Here is a 16,162-nt window from a genome sequence, read left to right on the forward strand (position 1 = left end):
AGCCGTCATGGAAAACTTTGTCTTTTACAACCCAGTCAAAATCTTGTTTGGTAAAGGTCAAATTGCCAATATTGGTGCTGAAATTCCGGGGGATGCCAAAATTCTCATAACTTACGGTAGAGGTAGCATCAAAACCAATGGTGTATATGAGCAAGTTAAATCTGCGTTGGCTGGACGAAATACTTTTGAGTTCGGTGGTATTGAACCTAATCCCCGCCTAGAAACACTAATGCAAGCTGTAAAATTAGTGCGCCAAGAAGGGATTGATTTTGTTTTGGCTGTGGGTGGCGGTTCAGTCTTGGATGGAACTAAGTTTATTGCGGCGGCGGTTCACTTTGAGGGCGATCCTTGGGATATTCTCGCCCAGCAAGCACCTGTGAGAAAGGCTGTACCCCTTGGTAGTGTATTAACTCTCCCAGCTACTGGCTCAGAGATGAATACAGGTGCTGTCATTACTAAGGAAGAAACACAAGAAAAGCTCTACTTTATGAGTGATTTAGTATTTCCTCGGTTCTCGGTGCTTGATCCTGAGACAACTTTTTCCTTACCTCCGAGACAAATTGGTAATGGCATTGTTGATGCTTATACCCATGTGATGGAACAGTATTTAACTTATCCCACCAACGCACCATTACAAGATCGGATGGCAGAGTCAATCTTGAAAACCTTGATTGAAGAGGGGCCAAAAACCTTAGCCAATCCCCATGATTATGATGCACGGGCTAATGTGATGTGGTGTGCAACAATGGCTCTCAATGGGTTAATTGCGGCGGGAGTTCCCCAAGATTGGGCAACTCACATGATTGGCCATGAGTTAACGGCAGAACATGGTTTAGATCATGCTCAGACCTTGGCGATTATTTTACCAAGTAACCTCTATATCCGACGCGATCGCAAATGGCAAAAGCTTCTACAATATGCACAGCGAGTCTGGAACATAGTTGATGGTAGCGAAGAACAACGAGTAGAGCAAGCGATCGCTCAAACTCGCAACTTCTTTGAGTCAGTTGGTGTCCCCACTCATCTATCTAATTACGGTATAGGACGAGAAACCATTCCTGTGATTATCGAACGTCTACAGCGTCATGGTTTAACAATTTTAGGCGAACAGCAAGATGTAGACTCTCAAGTAGTCGAGAAAATTTTAAGTCTTTCAATTTAGACATCTTGCATAAAAATCAATCTTCCCATGCTTAATAACGGCAGTTGCTACAACTTTGGAAACCAAAGCAACGCACTGCCTCCCCCATGCCCAATGCCCAAAATTCTTTAATTTTGAATTTTGAATTTTTCTGCCCCATGCCCATTTTTAATGAAAAAGCTTGACTATCCTAAATATATCGTGCTAATCTTAATCAGACCAGTCGGTCTTAAATATTGACGATGTCTAAAGGCGAAGAAACAAAAGCTCGGATTATCCAACAAGCAGCCGAACTGTTTAACCAACAGGGATATGCTGGTGCGTCTATTTCTGACATCATGCGGGTGACAGGGTTAAAAAAAGGAGGAATTTACAATCACTTTCAAAGTAAAGATGACTTAGCACTACAGGCTTTTGATTATGCGATCGCTTGTGTGAGTAAAAACTACAGATTAGCATTACGTCATGAACGTCATGCGATCGGCCGTTTAAAAACGATAATCAATGTATTTAGCAGTTCTGTAGAGCATCCACCCATTCCCGGAGGGTGTCCCCTACTAAATACGGCTGTAGAAAGTGATGATACTCACCCGCTTTTAAAAGCGCGTACACAACAAGCTATGACTGCTTGGCTAAATCTGATTCGTCGGATTATTGAAACCGGAATTGATAAAGGTGAAGTGAAACCGGGAGTAAATGCAGATGAAATTGCTAGCGTCATCACTGCAACTTTAGAAGGTGCAATTATGATGACCAAATTATATGAAGATAAGATTTATATGCAAAGAGCAGTAAGTCATCTCTATGAATACATAGAAACTCATCTATGATAATGAGTAATAAGTAATGAGTAATGAGTAATGAGTATGTGTAGGGTGTGTTAGGCGTAAGCCGTAACGCACCACAGGCCTTGGTGCTAGGTGCTGTACTCTCGCTGCTAACACAACAGCAATATTGCAGGAGGAAAATCCACACTGCAATTTGCCTCCCCTACGTATCTGTTCAATAATCAAATATGATTCCTATATGATACAGAGGCAAATTATTAACTTTATCAGTGGACATCTCGATTTAAAACCCGATGAATTTGATCAACACTACCGCTTGTTAATTGATCAAGCCATCGCCCAAAATCAGGGCTTTGTAGTAGGAGATGCTAGAGGTGCTGACTTAATTGCACAGCAGTATCTTTGGGGAAAAACTGAGGCAGTTACCGTCTATCATATGTTCACAAAACCTCGGCATAATCTTGGTTTTTCTACTCGTGGCGGATTTAAAAGTGACGCAGCACGAGATGAGCAAATGACGCGTGATTCTCATCAAGATATTGCTTGGGTACGTCCAGGTAGAGAGCGTTCTGGTACACAAGCTAACATTGATAGGCGAATGAAAATCTTCACTGATAAATAAAAAATTAAATTTTTTTTATAGAATTACAGACCGATTGGTTTTAAATTAAAATAGGATTAGTTATGTTAGTTCCTGAACAATCATCGAGAGCATTAGAAATAGTAATGACAATTCCCATCAAAACCTATGATATAGACTTTATGGGTATTGTCAGCAACATAGTTTATATCAGATGGTTAGAAGATTTACGCCTCCAGTTTTTAGAAAAACACTGGCAACTTGAGCAACAATTACAGCAGGGATATGCACCAATTCTTGCAGGTACAGAAATTGAATATAAACGCCCAATTAAACTACACTCTCAAGTGATTGGTCGTTTATGGTTGAGTGATTTAAGCAGATTAAAATGGACTGTGAAAGCTGAAATTTTAGCGAATGATCAGTTGGCGGCATTAGCTATACAAAAAGGTGCTTTTGTCAATTTAGAGAATGGTCGTCCGATTCCGATTCCAGAAGGATTGAAACAGAAATATTCAGAGTTTCATTAAATGAGTAATGAGTAATGAGTAATAAGTAATGAGTAATAAGTAATGAGTAATGAGTAATAAGTAATGAGTAATAAGTAATGAGTAATGAGTAATGAGTTATGAGTTATGACTAAATCTCATTACTTATTACTTAAAGACAGTTGGAGTCTGAGATATAAATTAATTCAGACGTTTTTTTCAATTAAATTTAGGGGTTTTCAATGCTGAAATTTTACTATGCACCGCTTTCACCTAATGCTCGGCGTGTGTGGATAACTCTATTAGAAAAAGGAATCGAATTTGAGTCAAATTTGTTAAATTTAAATGGTGATAAATTAAAACCAGATTTTTTAGAAATCAACCCATTTCATCATATTCCGGTGATTATAGATGATGGGTTTAAAGTTATAGAATCATTGGCAATTTTAGACTATCTAGAAAGCAAATATCCTACACCTGCATTGCTGCCTACTGAGTCTCAAGCATTAGCCCAAGTCAGAATGGTGCAAATGGTGACAGCGAATGAACTATTACCCAAAATAGTTACACTAATTTATGAAAATCCTGAATCGCCCCAATTTTTACAAGCAGTAGAACATATTAATGTAGTGCTGAAACTTTTTACAGAAATTATAGGCGATCGCACTTTTTTTTGTGGCGAGCAGTTAACCCTAGCAGACATTGTTGCCGGAACACTTTTACCCTTTTTACCTAACTTGGGTGTGAGTCTAGATGATTATACCCAAATATCGAATTGGTGCAAACAAATCAACCAGCGTCCAGCCTGGGAGAAAACCCAACTCAGTGACGCAGACTTTGAGGAGTTCAAGCGGCGGGTGAGATTTTTAGTGAAACTACGTCAACGTCAGATAAAGCAAGATAATCAAGGAAAATAAAGAATTGGCATTGGCAATTGGGCATCGGGCATTGGGCATTGGGCATTGGGCATTGGGCATTGGGGTAAATATTTCTCCCTTGTCTCCCTTGTCTCCCTTCCCTTGTCTTCCCCTACACCCCACACTCCCCACACTCCCCACCCCCCACCCCAGGTTACTATCTTTGACTGCATGGTATCAGTACTCCCATTCTGCTCACCCTATCAGGTGAAGGCACATTACATAAATCAAAGCTAGGATGATTAGCACATCGGCAAAACATCTCAATGTAACTAAATCAGTGTTAAATAAATATTTATTTCTACAATATTCTTAATGATTGAAATTACCGAGTAGACCACCAATACTTTCCATAGGTCAATATTTATGATTGCGTACATAGAAGTTCCCATTATTGGCAAGCTGAAGCATCCAACTAGATGGCTAGTGGGATTATTAGCGGCTGGGGCTTTGATTGTTGGTACAACTAGCTACAGCCTTGTCAATCGAGGAACTAATAAAGATAATGTCACGCAGCTGACTGTACCTGTAGAGGCGAAAAATGTGACTCTGCGGATTACTGCCAGTGGTAAGGTTGTGCCAGTTCAAAGTGTAAATATTAGTCCCAAAAATCCTGGGGTATTAGCGGAATTATATGTAGAGCAGGGCGATCGCGTCCAGCAAGGACAAATTATCGCCCGGATGGATATAGGCGATATTCAAGCCCAAATCGCCCAATTTCGCGCCAACTTAGCCCAAGCTCAAGCCCAGCTAGCAGAAGCGCAAGCAGGCAGTCGTCCTCAAGAAATTGCTCAGTCTAGAGCGCGTTTAGCCCAAGCCCAAGCCCAACTAAAGGAAGCGCAAGCGGGAAATCGTCCCCAAGAAATTGCTAAAGCCCAAGCTCAAGTGGATGCCGCCCGTGCCAGAGTCAATTACACCTCTGAACAAGTGAAGCGTTATCAATACCTCTACGAACAAGGGGCAGAGAGAAAACAATTACTCGATCAAGCTATTAGCGAAGATAAAAGTGCTAAAGCTAACTTAGCAGAAGCTCAAAAACAACTGTCATTGTTGCAAAGTGGGACTCGTAGCGAAGTCATCGCCGCTAGAGAAGCAGCCGTTACCGAAGCACGCGCTGCATTGGTACTGTCACAAGAAGGTAGCCGCCCTGAACAAATTGCCCAACGCCAAGCAGCAGTGAAAGCTGCCCAAGCACAGTTAGCGGCAGCAGAAGTGAGGTTGCAAGATACCATAATTCGCGCTCCCTTTGGGGGAGTTGTTACCCAGAAATATGCCAACATTGGGGCTTTTGTGACTCCCACAACTTCCGCTTCTACCAGTGCATCAGCGACTTCTAGCTCGATTGTGGCAGTAGCTAAGGGTTTAGAAATATTAGCGCAAATCCCCGAAGCAGACATTGGCCGCATCCAAGAGGGACAACAAGTGGAAATCCTTGCAGATGCCTATCCTGATGAAGTTTTTAAAGGTAATGTTCGCCTGATTGCCCCGGAAGCTGTGGTAGAACAAGGTGTAACATCCTTTCAAGTGCGGGTAGCTCTGGACACAGGTACAGATAAACTGCGTTCTGGTTTAAATGTGGATTTAACCTTTCTAGGCGATCGCGTTAACAATGCTTTATTATTACCCACCGTCGCTATTTTGACCGAAAACGGCAAAACTGGTGTATTAGTCACAGATGCCAACAATAAACCCCAATTTCGGGAAGTTACCCTAGGGGCGCAAATCCAAGATCAAACTCAAGTCATCTCAGGATTACAAGCAGGCGATCGCGTTTTTATAGACTTACCCAAAGACTACAAAATTCAAAAGGCACAAGAAAAGACAAATCCATGAACTTCCTAGAAAGTGTAGAAATGGCAGGAAAAACCCTGCTAGCGAATAAACTACGTAGTACACTCACGATGTTGGGTATAGTCATCGGTAACGCCTCAGTCATTGCCATGATTGGCATTGGTGAAGCCGGACAAAACTATGTCAACAAAGAACTAGAATCCTTGGGGCCAAACGTATTATTTGTTATTCCAGGCAATCAGGCAACTCAACGGATTTCTAGAGAAGTGCCAAAGACCTTAGTATATGAAGATGCCAAAGCGATCGCTAGCCAAGTACCCACCATTGTTAATGTCACCGCAGAGTTAAACAGTAGGCAAGTAGTCACCTATAGTAATAAAAATACCGATGTCAACATTATTGGGACAACCCCCAGTTTCTTAATAGTACGAGACTTTGAAGTTGCCCAAGGCAGATTTTTTAGCGATGTAGATATGAAGCGTAGCAATCAAGTTGCAGTCATCGGTGCAAAATTAGCCAACAGACTCTTTGGTAATAATAATCCTGTAGGACAACAATTCAGAATTAAGAATACTGGCTTTCAAATCATTGGAGTTTTAGAGGGCAAAGGTTCAAACTTAGGAGTTGATTATGATGATTCGGTTTTAATCCCCGTATTTACAATGGCTAATCGAATTGTCGGGCGTACTTCTCCCTACGGCTTGGAATTAACTTATATTGCTGCCTCCGCTAAAAATGCCGAAAGCGTTGATGCTGCCGTGTTTCAAATCACTAATTTATTACGTCAACGCCACAAACTCATCGGTGAAGATGACTTTACGATTAGAACCCAAAAAGATGCCTTGCAAACAGTCGGACAAATCACTGGTGCATTAACCGTCATGCTAGCCGCGATCGCTGGTATCTCATTATTTGTTGGTGGTATCGGTATCATGAATATTATGCTCGTTTCCGTCACCGAACGCACCCAAGAAATCGGACTACGGAAAGCCATTGGTGCTACTGAGCAGAATATATTACTGCAATTTATGATTGAATCCGTAATTGTATCAGCAATTGGCGGTTTAATCGGCACGGGAATTGGTGTGAGTGGAATTGTGTTAGTAGCAGCCTTTACACCGTTAGAATCTGCTTTATCTCCAGTCACCATTGTTACAACTGTTGCTATTTCAGGATGTATCGGCTTATTTTTCGGTGTCGTTCCCGCAAGACGCGCAGCCAAACTTGATCCGATTGTGGCACTTAGAAGTGTGTAGTTGATCAATAAATGAGTAATAAGTAATAAGTAATCAGATGTAGGGTGTGTGACGCTGTGAAAGTATTTGAACGTAGTCAGCAAACTGATAGCGTCACGCACCAACCATTGATTCTGAAACTTGCCTAATACCAATTCTTGAAAAGAATGAAACCCAACATAAATATCGAAAACTTAACATAGATGCTAGTGTTGGGTTTCCTCGCGTCAACCCAACCTACAATTTATTTGCAAGATTTTAGGCTTGTCAGTCCACTACCTATCTGTTCAATAATCAAGTACGATTCCTAATTTAGTTCGTAGTAAGGACTACCTTTATCCTTCCCTACGGGACGCTGCGCGAACAGAGACGCTAACGCGAACGCTCCGCGAACAGTCCTGATTAGAAGACTAAAGTCCTCTCTTCTCTACGAGACGCTTACAGCGAACGAGACGCTGCGCGTAGCTTGCTTCCCCGCAAGGATACACTACAAACTTTGAATTATCTACACTGTTCTACTTAACTTAATATAAAGATAAATGTAAAATAAATCCTGGTAAGACATCTTCACCTAATAATCCTGTAGGCAAATTTTGCACTTCTACTTCTTTTCCTAGGCGATAAATTTCTACTTGCTGTTGTTGAGGATTAATTAACCACCCTAATTTTACCCCTGCGTCCATATATTCTTGCATTTTCTGACGAAGTGTTTCTAAATCATCAGTTGCTGACCTTAATTCAATCACAAAATCCGGTGCAATTGGGGGAAACCTGCGTCTTTGTTCGGGAGTTAATGCTTCCCATCTTTGCTTTTGAATCCAGGCGACATCAGGAGAGCGATCGCCCCCATTTGGTAATTTAAATATAGTGGAAGAACTAAAAGTGTAACCAAGTCCTGTTTGTCGATTCCACAATACTAAATCAGCAATCAAATCTGCTTCTCGATTGCCACTTTCTCCGCCTACAGGTGGCATAATAATTAACTCTCCTTTAGCTGTGCGCTCAAATTTTAATTCCTGGTTATTTTGACATAGTTGATAAAACTGCTCATCTGTGAGATGAACAGTATCTAGTTTTAATCTCAAAGGACTAATAACCATATAAATAACCTAGTTCAATTGTGTTTTTTTGAGAATTTATGAACCTAATAATTCATCTACAGCGACATTAAAACCTGAAAGTACAGTTTGAGTTTTGACTACTTCACCAGAAATAAACACAAGTCGCTGATTTTTAGTAATAACAATAATCCAGCGATTTTCAGGAAAAACTAACCAAACTTCTTCACTACCAGATTGCAAATATTCTTGAGATTTAGCAATCATATCTTCTGCTAAATCTGTGGGGGAGATAATCTCAGCTATTAAAGGAAAACTTTGAGGTAAAACAGCAGGTTCACCATATTGCTGCATCAATTCTGGAGTTAGATAAGCCACATCAGGACGACGGCCTTGTTTATTCGTAAGACAAGGTACTTCTGTATATACTTCTCCACCTTGTCCACTAGTTTCTTGATAATTTCTCCAGTAAAAGTATAAATTACCCTGTATACGGCTGTGTTTTAATGTCACTTCTTCTTTCTCCAGTAATTCCCCATTTACCCATTCTGTACCTTCTGGGGGACTTTGTAGCCAATTTTCTAGGGAATAATCTGTGGTGACATTTTCTTTAATGGGAGTGATAACCATGATTTTTTATACTCATGAAAAGTATATCTTAATGATAAATTATCTCTAGGTTGTCTATCTGATTTTGAATTTTGAATTGTTAAGGATGGGAAAGCCCCATCCTAATAATTAACAGAAATTAACCGAAATGTTTGATGATTGCGTCGGCAAATTCAGAACATTTGAGTGGTTCTACGGCTGGTTGAAGTAACCTGGCTAAATCGTAGGTGACTTGACGGTTAGCGATCGCATCCCCTAAACCTTTCTTAATCAGGTCTGCGGCTTCTTGCCAACCCATATACTCAAACATCATCACCCCAGATAAAATCACAGAACCTGGGTTAATTCTGTCTAATCCGGCGTGTTTGGGTGCTGTACCGTGGGTAGCTTCAAAAACAGCGCAGGAATCACCAATATTTGCCCCAGGCCCCATTCCTAAGCCACCAACAATAGCAGCCGCCGCATCAGACAAGTAATCACCGTTTAAGTTCATTGTCGCCAGAATGGAATACTCATCTGGTCTGGTTTGGATTTGTTGAAAGATACTGTCCGCAATCCGGTCATTGACCATGATTTTCTCTTTCCACTTCCCATTCCCGTGGCTCTCCCAAATTGAGTTAAGAACTGTTTCCACTTCCTTGACAATTTGGGCTTTTTTCTCTTGGGTTAGGGCATCAAAACCCGGATCAATCAGACGGGCGTTTTCTTCTAGGGAAATATTGGGATTTTTCTCTTTGTTGCTGAGAATCCAAGATTCCCGTTCAGTAACGCACTCTTGGCGAAATTCGGAAGTTGCTAGTTCATAACCCCAATCCCGGAACGCGCCTTCGGTGTACTTCATGATGTTACCCTTATGCACCAGCGTTACCTGTTGCTTGTTTTTAGGTAATGTTAAGGCGTGTTTGATGGCGCGACGTACAAGACGCTGTGAACCGGTTTTACTGATGGGTTTGATACCGATACCAGCATCCAGGGGAATTTGCTTTTTCCCGTGTTCTGGGGTGGCGGGAATGAGTTCTTTATTGAGGATGGAGATTAAGCGATCGCCAATTTCGCTACCTTGTTTCCACTCAATCCCCAAATAAATATCCTCTGTATTTTCCCGATACACAATCACATCCAACTTTTCGGGATTTTTATGAGGTGATGGCGTACCCGCATAATAACGGCAAGGACGCACGCAGGCATATAAGTCAAAAATTTGTCTGAGTGCTACGTTCAAAGACCGAATACCACCGCCCACAGGAGTAGTCAAAGGGCCTTTAATGGCAACACCATACTCCTTAATAGCTGTCAGTGTATCCTGCGGTAAATACTGATAAGTGCCGTATAAATCACAGGCTTCATCACCAGCGTAAACCTTAAACCAACTGATTTGACGTTTGCCCTGATAAGCTTTAGCTACCGCCGCATCTAGTACCTTTTGCGTAGCTGGCCAAATATCAATACCTGTTCCGTCGCCCCGAATAAAAGGGATAATGGGATTGTCTGGTACAACAGGCTCACCATTTTTGAAGGTAATTTTTGCGCCTGTTGTTGGGGGGTTAATCTTGTCGTACATACTTCACACACTCCACAAAGATACGCCGCCAGAGAGAAGATTTTTCTTGTCTCGGCTTGCAAATTTTACTTTAGATATTGGGAATTGGGCATGGGGCATTGGGCATGGGGCATTGGGCATTGGGCATTGGGAAAACTTCTTCCTTGTCTTCCCCTACACCCTTACACCCCTATACCCCTACACCCCTATCTTCTTGATGAGCAGACTTTCCCCCTATTTCCCTTTTACAGCATTTAGGGATTTAAGTGTAGGTTGCAGTGAAACTCTCGCAATTTTGTACGATCAAAAATAGTAAACTACTTTTCGCTATCACTGCTTGAATATATTACAGCCTGATAGCAAATTGCTTTTTCACGCTCCCGCTAAGATGAGTAACAGCATGACAGACCCAATGATTGTATCAAGCACTGAGAATGAGATTGATTCCCTCCGACAAAAGTTAATCGCTGGGTCTATCCAAGTCCAACAACAGATCATCCCACAGTTAGCTGGTTTGGGTAATGAGGGATTAAATGTGTTAATGGAGTTTTTATTGCAACGGCGCGATCGCCCAGCGACTTGGGTTGATGGTAAAGCCTACCACTTCCTCTACAACTCGGATGCACCCCAAGCCCAAGAATTTTTGCAAAATCACTTTCCTGAAGGCATTGTACCTCTAAAATCAGATGCAGGTGTGAATTACAATCCTTTGCAACAATTACTCGCTGCTCAAGATTTTCAAGCGGCTGATTTGATGACAATTCAAAAAATGTGTGAATTAGCAGGGGAAACGGCCGTACAGAGAAAATGGTTGTATTTTACTGAGGTAGATAATTTCCCCACTGTGGATTTACACACTATCAATAATCTCTGGGTAGTTCACTCTGAAGGTAAATTTGGTTTTTCAGTCCAACGAGAAATCTGGTTAAGTTTAGGCAAAAATTGGGAGAATCTCTGGACTAAAATCGGCTGGAAAAGCGGCAACAATTGGACAAGATACCCCAATGAATTTACCTGGGATTTAAGCGCGCCTAGAGGACATTTGCCCCTATCTAATCAATTGCGGGGAGTGCGTGTCATAGCTTCTTTATTTGCTCATCCTGCATGGTCTAAGTAATTTAGTAAAAATCAAGTTCATTATGCACAATAAGGATAAACAAGACATGGAAGATGAAATACGTTCAGAGTACGACTTAAAAAGTCTCAAAGTCAGAAATTTAGGTGCTGCAAGAAAAAGTTTTGGTAACGATATAGCGTTTCGTAGTCCACTGAGGTACAAATCTCTGCGTACCTCTGCGCTTTACTTTGCGTACCTTTGCGTTTCAAAATATTATCTGTAGCACTGGGAATCACTATATAGTACGTTTAGAACCAGATGTAGCAGCAATATTTCCTAATGCTGAAGCTGTTAATGAAGCTTTACGCTTTTTGATTAGAGTGACGCGAGAAAATCAACCAACTTAAACTTACAAAAAAGCTCATTGTTGGTCAGAAACAGTTAACGAATTGCACAAGTGAAAAGTACAAGTTTACTATCACTAATTCTAACTATCAAATTGCATCATGGCAAAAGTTGTTTTAGAAGATATCAAACGGAGATTTAACAACGTCACTGCGATTGAGGATATTTCTTTTGAAATTCCCGACGGTGAATTTTGGGTATTAGTCGGCCCTTCTGGTTGTGGTAAATCTACAATCTTACGCACGATCGCAGGTTTAGAAACCGCCACCTCTGGCAAACTCTATATTGGGGAGCAATTGATGAATAATATCCCCGCCAGAGCGCGAGATGTGGCGATGGTGTTTCAAAATTACGCCCTCTACCCTCATATGACGGTGGCGGAAAATATCGCCTTTGGCTTGAAAATGCGGAAAGTTGACAAGAAAATCATTCAAGACAGGGTGGTGAGTGTAGCGCGATCGCTTTCTTTAGAACCTCTGTTAGATCGCAAACCCAAACAGCTTTCCGGTGGACAACAACAACGGGTAGCATTAGGGAGAGCGATCGCCCGTGAACCACAGGTATTTTTATTAGATGAACCTTTATCTAATTTAGATGCTCAATTGCGGGATGATACGAGAGCCGAATTAAAACAGCTACACCAACAATTCGGCGTAACCACAATTTATGTCACCCATGATCAAGTCGAAGCGATGACTTTGGCTGATAAAATTGTGGTACTCAATCGGGGCAGGATTCAACAAATAGGTGATCCCCAAAGTATTTATGCTCGTCCTGCTAATCAAATGGTGGCAACTTTTTTAGGTAGTCCACCAATGAATATTTTGCCAGCAATTTACAAAAATAATTGTTTTGATGTCAGTGGGCAATTAATCGAAATTCCCGCATTTATGCAAGATAATTTGCAGATACCCCAGGGACAAAGTATTGATTTAGGGATTCGTCCAGAATACATGACTATCAGCCCAGACTCAGGACTGTTAGTAGAAGTGAAGGTGGTAGAACCTTTAGGAAGGGAAACATTAGTCCGGGCTGGTTTACCTGGAACAACAACTTTGCTGAATATTCAAATTCCTGGTGATGTGCGGTTAAATCCAGGCGATCGCTTACATTTACAACTTGATTTAGATCAGTTGTTTGTCTTTGATCCCAAAACTGGAGATCGAATTTTACCTCTGTCTTAGTAATTAAATTGGCAATCCTGTTTCTAGATAATCATTAATTTGATCAAAGCAACAATTCCATGAGGAGGAAATCTGAGGTTAAATTTTCTGCAACCCTGCGCGGAGAACTTCACATCAAAGGCTGAATATCAGGGAGAAGCGATCGCCTCTTTGTTAATCTGAGTTCAGGCGATCGCTTTTGTGTTCTCAAGCAAAACTTCTCTATTAATCTTTTGGTCAGGCTTTTCTACTTTTCCAAGGCCCCCAAATCGCAAAAGTAATACCTGGACTTTGTATGTTTACATACAAGGTATTACCATCAGGCGAGAAACAAGCCCCAGCAAACTCACTACCATTAAATGGGTTACGTGCAAATTGATAGAGTTTGCCTTCAGGTGTAACACCTACTAAATAATCAGTTCCACCCCCATCTTCACAGAGAATCAGATCACCATGAGGTGAAACAACAATGTTATCAGGTGCTTGGAGTTCATCAGCAGATGTAGACTCTACAAACAATTCAATAGTCCCACCTTGAGCTGGAGTTGCACCAGGGATGTAACGCCACACTTGACCAAGCCCTTGCGCTCCACCACTAGTACAACAGAAGTACAGTTCACCATTACCCCACCAGATACCTTCTCCACGGGCAAAGGTAGCTGCACCTAACTGTTGACCTTGGAATCTCACAGTATCCCCATCTAAAGGATTAGGATTAGGAATATCTATCCACTCTACATCCCATTTTTCTCCAGGCTTGAAACCGCTATTAGAAGTATTTACCGTTGGAGGTTGTCCCTTAATCTTTAAAGCCTGAAGTTTACCACCTGCTTGTAAGTCACCGTACTTTCTGGGGAACTTATTAGGGATAAAGCGATAGAAAAGGCTATCTCCGCGATCTTCAGTCTGATAAACAATACCAGTTTTAGGATCTACAGCCACAGCTTCATGGTTAAATCGTCCCATATCTATTAAAGCTACAGGTTCTACGGGAGAAGTTGCATAAGCTGGCACTTCAAAGTTATAACCGTGAGGCTGAGAAACATTATTGCTGGGATTGGCTGGGTTATTGGTAGCTACGGTAGAGACATTTTCTTCACAGGTAATCCAAGATCCCCAAGGAGTTGGGCCACCTGCACAGTTACGATATGTTCCAGTTAAAGAAGCGAAGTCTTTAATTAACTGACGATTAGCACCGATAACAAGATTTGTTGTCCCACCTTTGCAAAGAGGATCATAGGGTTTTGCCCCGATGACTTGTGTGCTGGAATTGGGACTAAGTTCATGATTACGAACTAGGATAACTGTATTTCTCGGGCCACGAAACGCAGCCATCCCATCATGATTACCTGGTACTAGAGAGCCATCGCTCATCAGGTCGCCTGTGCGAGAGAAGGCACGATATTGAAATCCAGAAGGTAAGTCTAATAATCCGTTGGGATCTGTTACTAAAGATCCATACCCTTCCGCAAGCTGACCATTGGCTTTTCTAGCAATTAAAGCTTCTAAAGGAGACATCAACAGAGTACCAGCAGCACTTGCACCCGCTAATGTAAAAAATTTACGTCTTGATAATTGCATAAAGACTTTTTGGTTACATAAAAATGCCAGTTAAAAAGTAATTGGTTTTGGTTAAGGTTAGATAATGATTTATTTAACAGTAAGTTCATATATAAATAAATAGCCAATTTTAATAGATATAGTTTGGCATCAAATACAATATGTAAAACAAATAGTTAATAACAGGTAAAGGATAATTTAAAACACATATAAATTTAGGCAAATATAAGAATTAACTAAAACTTTTCTCTATAAAATTAAATATAAATTGTCTTACTTGATGGAATCTAATGGTAGAATCTCACCAAAGGTGTTTCAAAAATTGAACAGCCAAAATACAGCTAGTTGCTATCAGAAAATACCAGATAATTAGACATCAGTGTTTTACACCTACATCCTAATTTTCTGTATTTAATGATTGTTGGTATCTCTATTGAGGTGCATGGATTGGGTTCGCTAGAGTTCACCTTTTCTATCAATAGTCAGCATTTGCGTCAATCACAAACTCAGAATTTGACTCTTAAAACAACATCAAAATTTACTGCTACTATCAAGAACATGAAAAGCATTTGTAACCAATTCACAGCTAAAGTAGCCGTTGCTGCTGTTACATCAATGGCTACTTTAATGAATGTTTCCAGTGCCGATGCAGCTGTCTTTAAGCTTGATTGGCAAGGAGATCAAGGTTATTCAGCAACAGGAAGGTTCACCTATGACGATGCTTTCGAGGGCAGCATTGTCACCAAAGATCAGCTCAGTGGATTTGCTATTTCCTTCTTTAACCCCGATGGCGACCTATTGCAAGCCTTCAACTACAGTTTTCCTAATCCTGCTGATACTAGCTTCAATTTCAACTTTGATACAGTTACCAAAACTGTGCTGCAAACTGGCAACTTCGATACAGCTAATGGCTTTGATTTAGGGATTGACTTCAATAATACTGTTACAGGTTTAGATTTCTACACTTATTTCAATCCAGATGAAGGACTAGAAACAGCTCGGATCTTCTTAAAAGATGACCTATCTCCAGAAGTCTGCGATACGTTTCCAAATTGTCGCTTGGATAACGGTGGTCAATTAACAGCAACTGCAATTCCTGAACCTGGTATGGTTTTAGGTTTGTTGGTATTTGGTTCTTTAGGCGGATTCTTGAAGAAAAAGCCAGCATCTACCTAAACAGTAACCCTGAATAGTTGAAGCTAGCCTAATTAGAAGTTTATATACACCAATTTATACACAAAGCTTAAAAAAATAGGCTTTGTGTATAAATTTTCATATCTACATTCAACGTAATCTAATGTAATTCTGTAGTTTGTTGACGAAGCCAAAAAAGCTGAGTAAGTTTTCTGATAACAGTCAAGTTTCTAGTTCTGCCAATTCAATGCAAAACTAGAACAGCTTATCTACCCCAACTCATCACTTGCAGCAGAAAGAGTAAAAAAACAAACTATGTGAAGTAATGTAAAAAACTGTTATCTAGTTTGTAGTCAGGACTATAGTCCTGATTAGATACTACCAACCTTAATTTATTGGGGATATCCGACACCCCACACCCTTGTTAAACTCAATCCTAAAGAAACCAAACTAGATACTCATGTGACCAATGACACAGCGACCTCATGAATATCTCTATTCTCAGTCAACCGTCCAGGTACTCTTCGAGAACTCCTTCGGAGAACGGCAGTTTAGATTTGAGGGAAATCGCGTTTCCTGGGGGACACTTGGTGAAGGTGAAGTATCTCGTAGACAAGACTCCGACTCCCTCACCATCAACACTCAAAGCCATTTTTTAGACAGATTGTAGGGAGCGTCACAAATCATAGCGAAAAT

The 16,162-nt window shown here is 40.9% G+C and carries 17 protein-coding genes; 12 read left to right on the top strand and 5 right to left on the bottom strand.

Annotation, left to right across the window (positions count from 1 at the left end; all coding sequences use genetic code 11):
- Positions 1–7 precede the first annotated feature (7 nt).
- From ACPZ3T_RS24385 to ACPZ3T_RS24405, 5 genes are all read left to right on the top strand, one after another.
- Positions 8–1,162 (top strand): iron-containing alcohol dehydrogenase, encoded by a 1,155-nt coding sequence (locus ACPZ3T_RS24385; RefSeq protein ID WP_490272018.1) that lies wholly within the window; start codon positions 8–10, stop codon positions 1,160–1,162.
- 221 nt (positions 1,163–1,383) lie between these two features.
- Positions 1,384–1,971 (top strand): TetR family transcriptional regulator C-terminal domain-containing protein, encoded by a 588-nt coding sequence (locus tag ACPZ3T_RS24390; protein ID WP_490272019.1) that lies wholly within the window; start codon positions 1,384–1,386, stop codon positions 1,969–1,971.
- A 196-nt stretch (positions 1,972–2,167) separates the two neighbouring features.
- A complete protein-coding gene (locus ACPZ3T_RS24395) occupies positions 2,168–2,551 on the top strand; it encodes a hypothetical protein (RefSeq protein WP_490272020.1) in 384 nt (127 codons plus the stop codon).
- Positions 2,552–2,613: 62 nt separating this feature from the next.
- On the top strand, positions 2,614–3,039 hold the full coding sequence (locus ACPZ3T_RS24400) for an acyl-CoA thioesterase (RefSeq protein WP_490272021.1): 426 nt from the start codon (positions 2,614–2,616) through the stop codon (positions 3,037–3,039).
- 200 nt (positions 3,040–3,239) lie between these two features.
- Positions 3,240–3,914: a glutathione S-transferase family protein gene (locus ACPZ3T_RS24405; protein ID WP_490272022.1), complete on the top strand. Its 675-nt coding sequence runs from the start codon at positions 3,240–3,242 to the stop codon at positions 3,912–3,914.
- On the opposite strand, the gene ACPZ3T_RS24410 is transcribed toward ACPZ3T_RS24405, so the two are convergent.
- On the bottom strand, positions 3,902–4,048 hold the full coding sequence (locus tag ACPZ3T_RS24410) for a histidine kinase (protein WP_490272024.1): 147 nt from the start codon (positions 4,046–4,048) through the stop codon (positions 3,902–3,904). The genes ACPZ3T_RS24405 and ACPZ3T_RS24410 overlap by 13 nt on opposite strands.
- Positions 4,049–4,280: 232 nt before the next feature.
- Here ACPZ3T_RS24410 and ACPZ3T_RS24415 point away from each other — a divergent pair, with 232 nt between their 5' ends.
- Positions 4,281–5,747 (top strand): efflux RND transporter periplasmic adaptor subunit, encoded by a 1,467-nt coding sequence (locus ACPZ3T_RS24415; protein ID WP_490272026.1) that lies wholly within the window; start codon positions 4,281–4,283, stop codon positions 5,745–5,747.
- On the top strand, positions 5,744–6,961 hold the full coding sequence (locus tag ACPZ3T_RS24420) for an ABC transporter permease (RefSeq protein ID WP_490272028.1): 1,218 nt from the start codon (positions 5,744–5,746) through the stop codon (positions 6,959–6,961). Before ACPZ3T_RS24415 ends, ACPZ3T_RS24420 begins: the two co-directional genes overlap by 4 nt.
- Positions 6,962–7,464: 503 nt before the next feature.
- Here the strand turns inward: ACPZ3T_RS24420 and ACPZ3T_RS24425 are convergent.
- The 3 genes from ACPZ3T_RS24425 to ACPZ3T_RS24435 all read right to left on the bottom strand — a co-directional run bounded on the left by ACPZ3T_RS24425 (position 7,465) and on the right by ACPZ3T_RS24435 (position 10,168).
- Entirely contained in the window at positions 7,465–8,040 is a 576-nt protein-coding gene (locus ACPZ3T_RS24425; protein ID WP_490272030.1) for a Uma2 family endonuclease, read from the bottom strand.
- Between the two features lie 36 nt (positions 8,041–8,076).
- A complete protein-coding gene (locus ACPZ3T_RS24430) occupies positions 8,077–8,628 on the bottom strand; it encodes a Uma2 family endonuclease (protein WP_490272031.1) in 552 nt (183 codons plus the stop codon).
- A 118-nt stretch (positions 8,629–8,746) separates the two neighbouring features.
- Complete coding sequence (locus ACPZ3T_RS24435; RefSeq protein WP_490272032.1) at positions 8,747–10,168, bottom strand: NADP-dependent isocitrate dehydrogenase; 1,422 nt, start codon at positions 10,166–10,168, stop codon at positions 8,747–8,749.
- Between the two features lie 379 nt (positions 10,169–10,547).
- On the opposite strand from ACPZ3T_RS24435, the gene ACPZ3T_RS24440 reads away from it, so the two are divergent.
- The 3 genes from ACPZ3T_RS24440 (at position 10,548) to ACPZ3T_RS24450 (ending at position 12,793) form a co-directional block, all read left to right on the top strand.
- Positions 10,548–11,264, top strand: coding sequence for a GUN4 N-terminal ARM-like repeat domain-containing protein (locus tag ACPZ3T_RS24440; RefSeq protein ID WP_490272033.1), 717 nt, complete (start codon positions 10,548–10,550; stop codon positions 11,262–11,264).
- Positions 11,265–11,452: 188 nt separating this feature from the next.
- Positions 11,453–11,611: a hypothetical protein gene (locus ACPZ3T_RS24445; RefSeq protein WP_490272034.1), complete on the top strand. Its 159-nt coding sequence runs from the start codon at positions 11,453–11,455 to the stop codon at positions 11,609–11,611.
- A 99-nt stretch (positions 11,612–11,710) separates the two neighbouring features.
- Positions 11,711–12,793 (top strand): ABC transporter ATP-binding protein, encoded by a 1,083-nt coding sequence (locus ACPZ3T_RS24450; RefSeq protein WP_490272035.1) that lies wholly within the window; start codon positions 11,711–11,713, stop codon positions 12,791–12,793.
- A gap of 216 nt (positions 12,794–13,009) precedes the next feature.
- Here the strand turns inward: ACPZ3T_RS24450 and ACPZ3T_RS24455 are convergent, their stop codons facing one another.
- On the bottom strand, positions 13,010–14,353 hold the full coding sequence (locus ACPZ3T_RS24455; RefSeq protein ID WP_490272036.1) for an alkaline phosphatase PhoX: 1,344 nt from the start codon (positions 14,351–14,353) through the stop codon (positions 13,010–13,012).
- Positions 14,354–14,746: 393 nt separating this feature from the next.
- Between ACPZ3T_RS24455 and ACPZ3T_RS24460 the strand changes: the two genes are divergently transcribed.
- Both ACPZ3T_RS24460 and ACPZ3T_RS24465 read left to right on the top strand, forming a co-directional pair.
- Positions 14,747–15,508, top strand: a complete 762-nt coding sequence (locus ACPZ3T_RS24460) for a PEP-CTERM sorting domain-containing protein (RefSeq protein ID WP_490272037.1) — start codon at positions 14,747–14,749, stop codon at positions 15,506–15,508.
- A gap of 427 nt (positions 15,509–15,935) precedes the next feature.
- Positions 15,936–16,136 carry a hypothetical protein gene (locus ACPZ3T_RS24465; RefSeq protein WP_490272038.1) on the top strand — a complete coding sequence of 67 codons (201 nt, stop codon included), beginning with the start codon at positions 15,936–15,938 and terminating at the stop codon, positions 16,134–16,136.
- The last annotated feature ends 26 nt before the right edge of the window (positions 16,137–16,162 follow it).

Source organism: Aliinostoc maniaoense (genome assembly GCF_058172895.1).

Excerpts from the sequence above, each read along its gene's own strand:
- ACPZ3T_RS24385 (WP_490272018.1), top strand. The coding sequence starts at position 8 with ATGGAAAACTTTGTCTTTTACAACCCAGTCAAAATCTTGTTTGGTAAA.
- ACPZ3T_RS24390 (WP_490272019.1), top strand. The coding sequence starts at position 1,384 with ATGTCTAAAGGCGAAGAAACAAAAGCTCGGATTATCCAACAAGCAGCC.
- ACPZ3T_RS24395 (WP_490272020.1), top strand. The coding sequence starts at position 2,168 with ATGATACAGAGGCAAATTATTAACTTTATCAGTGGACATCTCGATTTA.
- ACPZ3T_RS24400 (WP_490272021.1), top strand. The coding sequence starts at position 2,614 with ATGTTAGTTCCTGAACAATCATCGAGAGCATTAGAAATAGTAATGACA.
- ACPZ3T_RS24405 (WP_490272022.1), top strand. The coding sequence starts at position 3,240 with ATGCTGAAATTTTACTATGCACCGCTTTCACCTAATGCTCGGCGTGTG.
- ACPZ3T_RS24415 (WP_490272026.1), top strand. The coding sequence starts at position 4,281 with ATGATTGCGTACATAGAAGTTCCCATTATTGGCAAGCTGAAGCATCCA.
- ACPZ3T_RS24420 (WP_490272028.1), top strand. The coding sequence starts at position 5,744 with ATGAACTTCCTAGAAAGTGTAGAAATGGCAGGAAAAACCCTGCTAGCG.
- ACPZ3T_RS24425 (WP_490272030.1), bottom strand. The coding sequence starts at position 8,040 with ATGGTTATTAGTCCTTTGAGATTAAAACTAGATACTGTTCATCTCACA.
- ACPZ3T_RS24430 (WP_490272031.1), bottom strand. The coding sequence starts at position 8,628 with ATGGTTATCACTCCCATTAAAGAAAATGTCACCACAGATTATTCCCTA.
- ACPZ3T_RS24435 (WP_490272032.1), bottom strand. The coding sequence starts at position 10,168 with ATGTACGACAAGATTAACCCCCCAACAACAGGCGCAAAAATTACCTTC.
- ACPZ3T_RS24440 (WP_490272033.1), top strand. The coding sequence starts at position 10,548 with ATGACAGACCCAATGATTGTATCAAGCACTGAGAATGAGATTGATTCC.
- ACPZ3T_RS24450 (WP_490272035.1), top strand. The coding sequence starts at position 11,711 with ATGGCAAAAGTTGTTTTAGAAGATATCAAACGGAGATTTAACAACGTC.
- ACPZ3T_RS24455 (WP_490272036.1), bottom strand. The coding sequence starts at position 14,353 with ATGCAATTATCAAGACGTAAATTTTTTACATTAGCGGGTGCAAGTGCT.
- ACPZ3T_RS24460 (WP_490272037.1), top strand. The coding sequence starts at position 14,747 with ATGATTGTTGGTATCTCTATTGAGGTGCATGGATTGGGTTCGCTAGAG.
- ACPZ3T_RS24465 (WP_490272038.1), top strand. The coding sequence starts at position 15,936 with ATGACACAGCGACCTCATGAATATCTCTATTCTCAGTCAACCGTCCAG.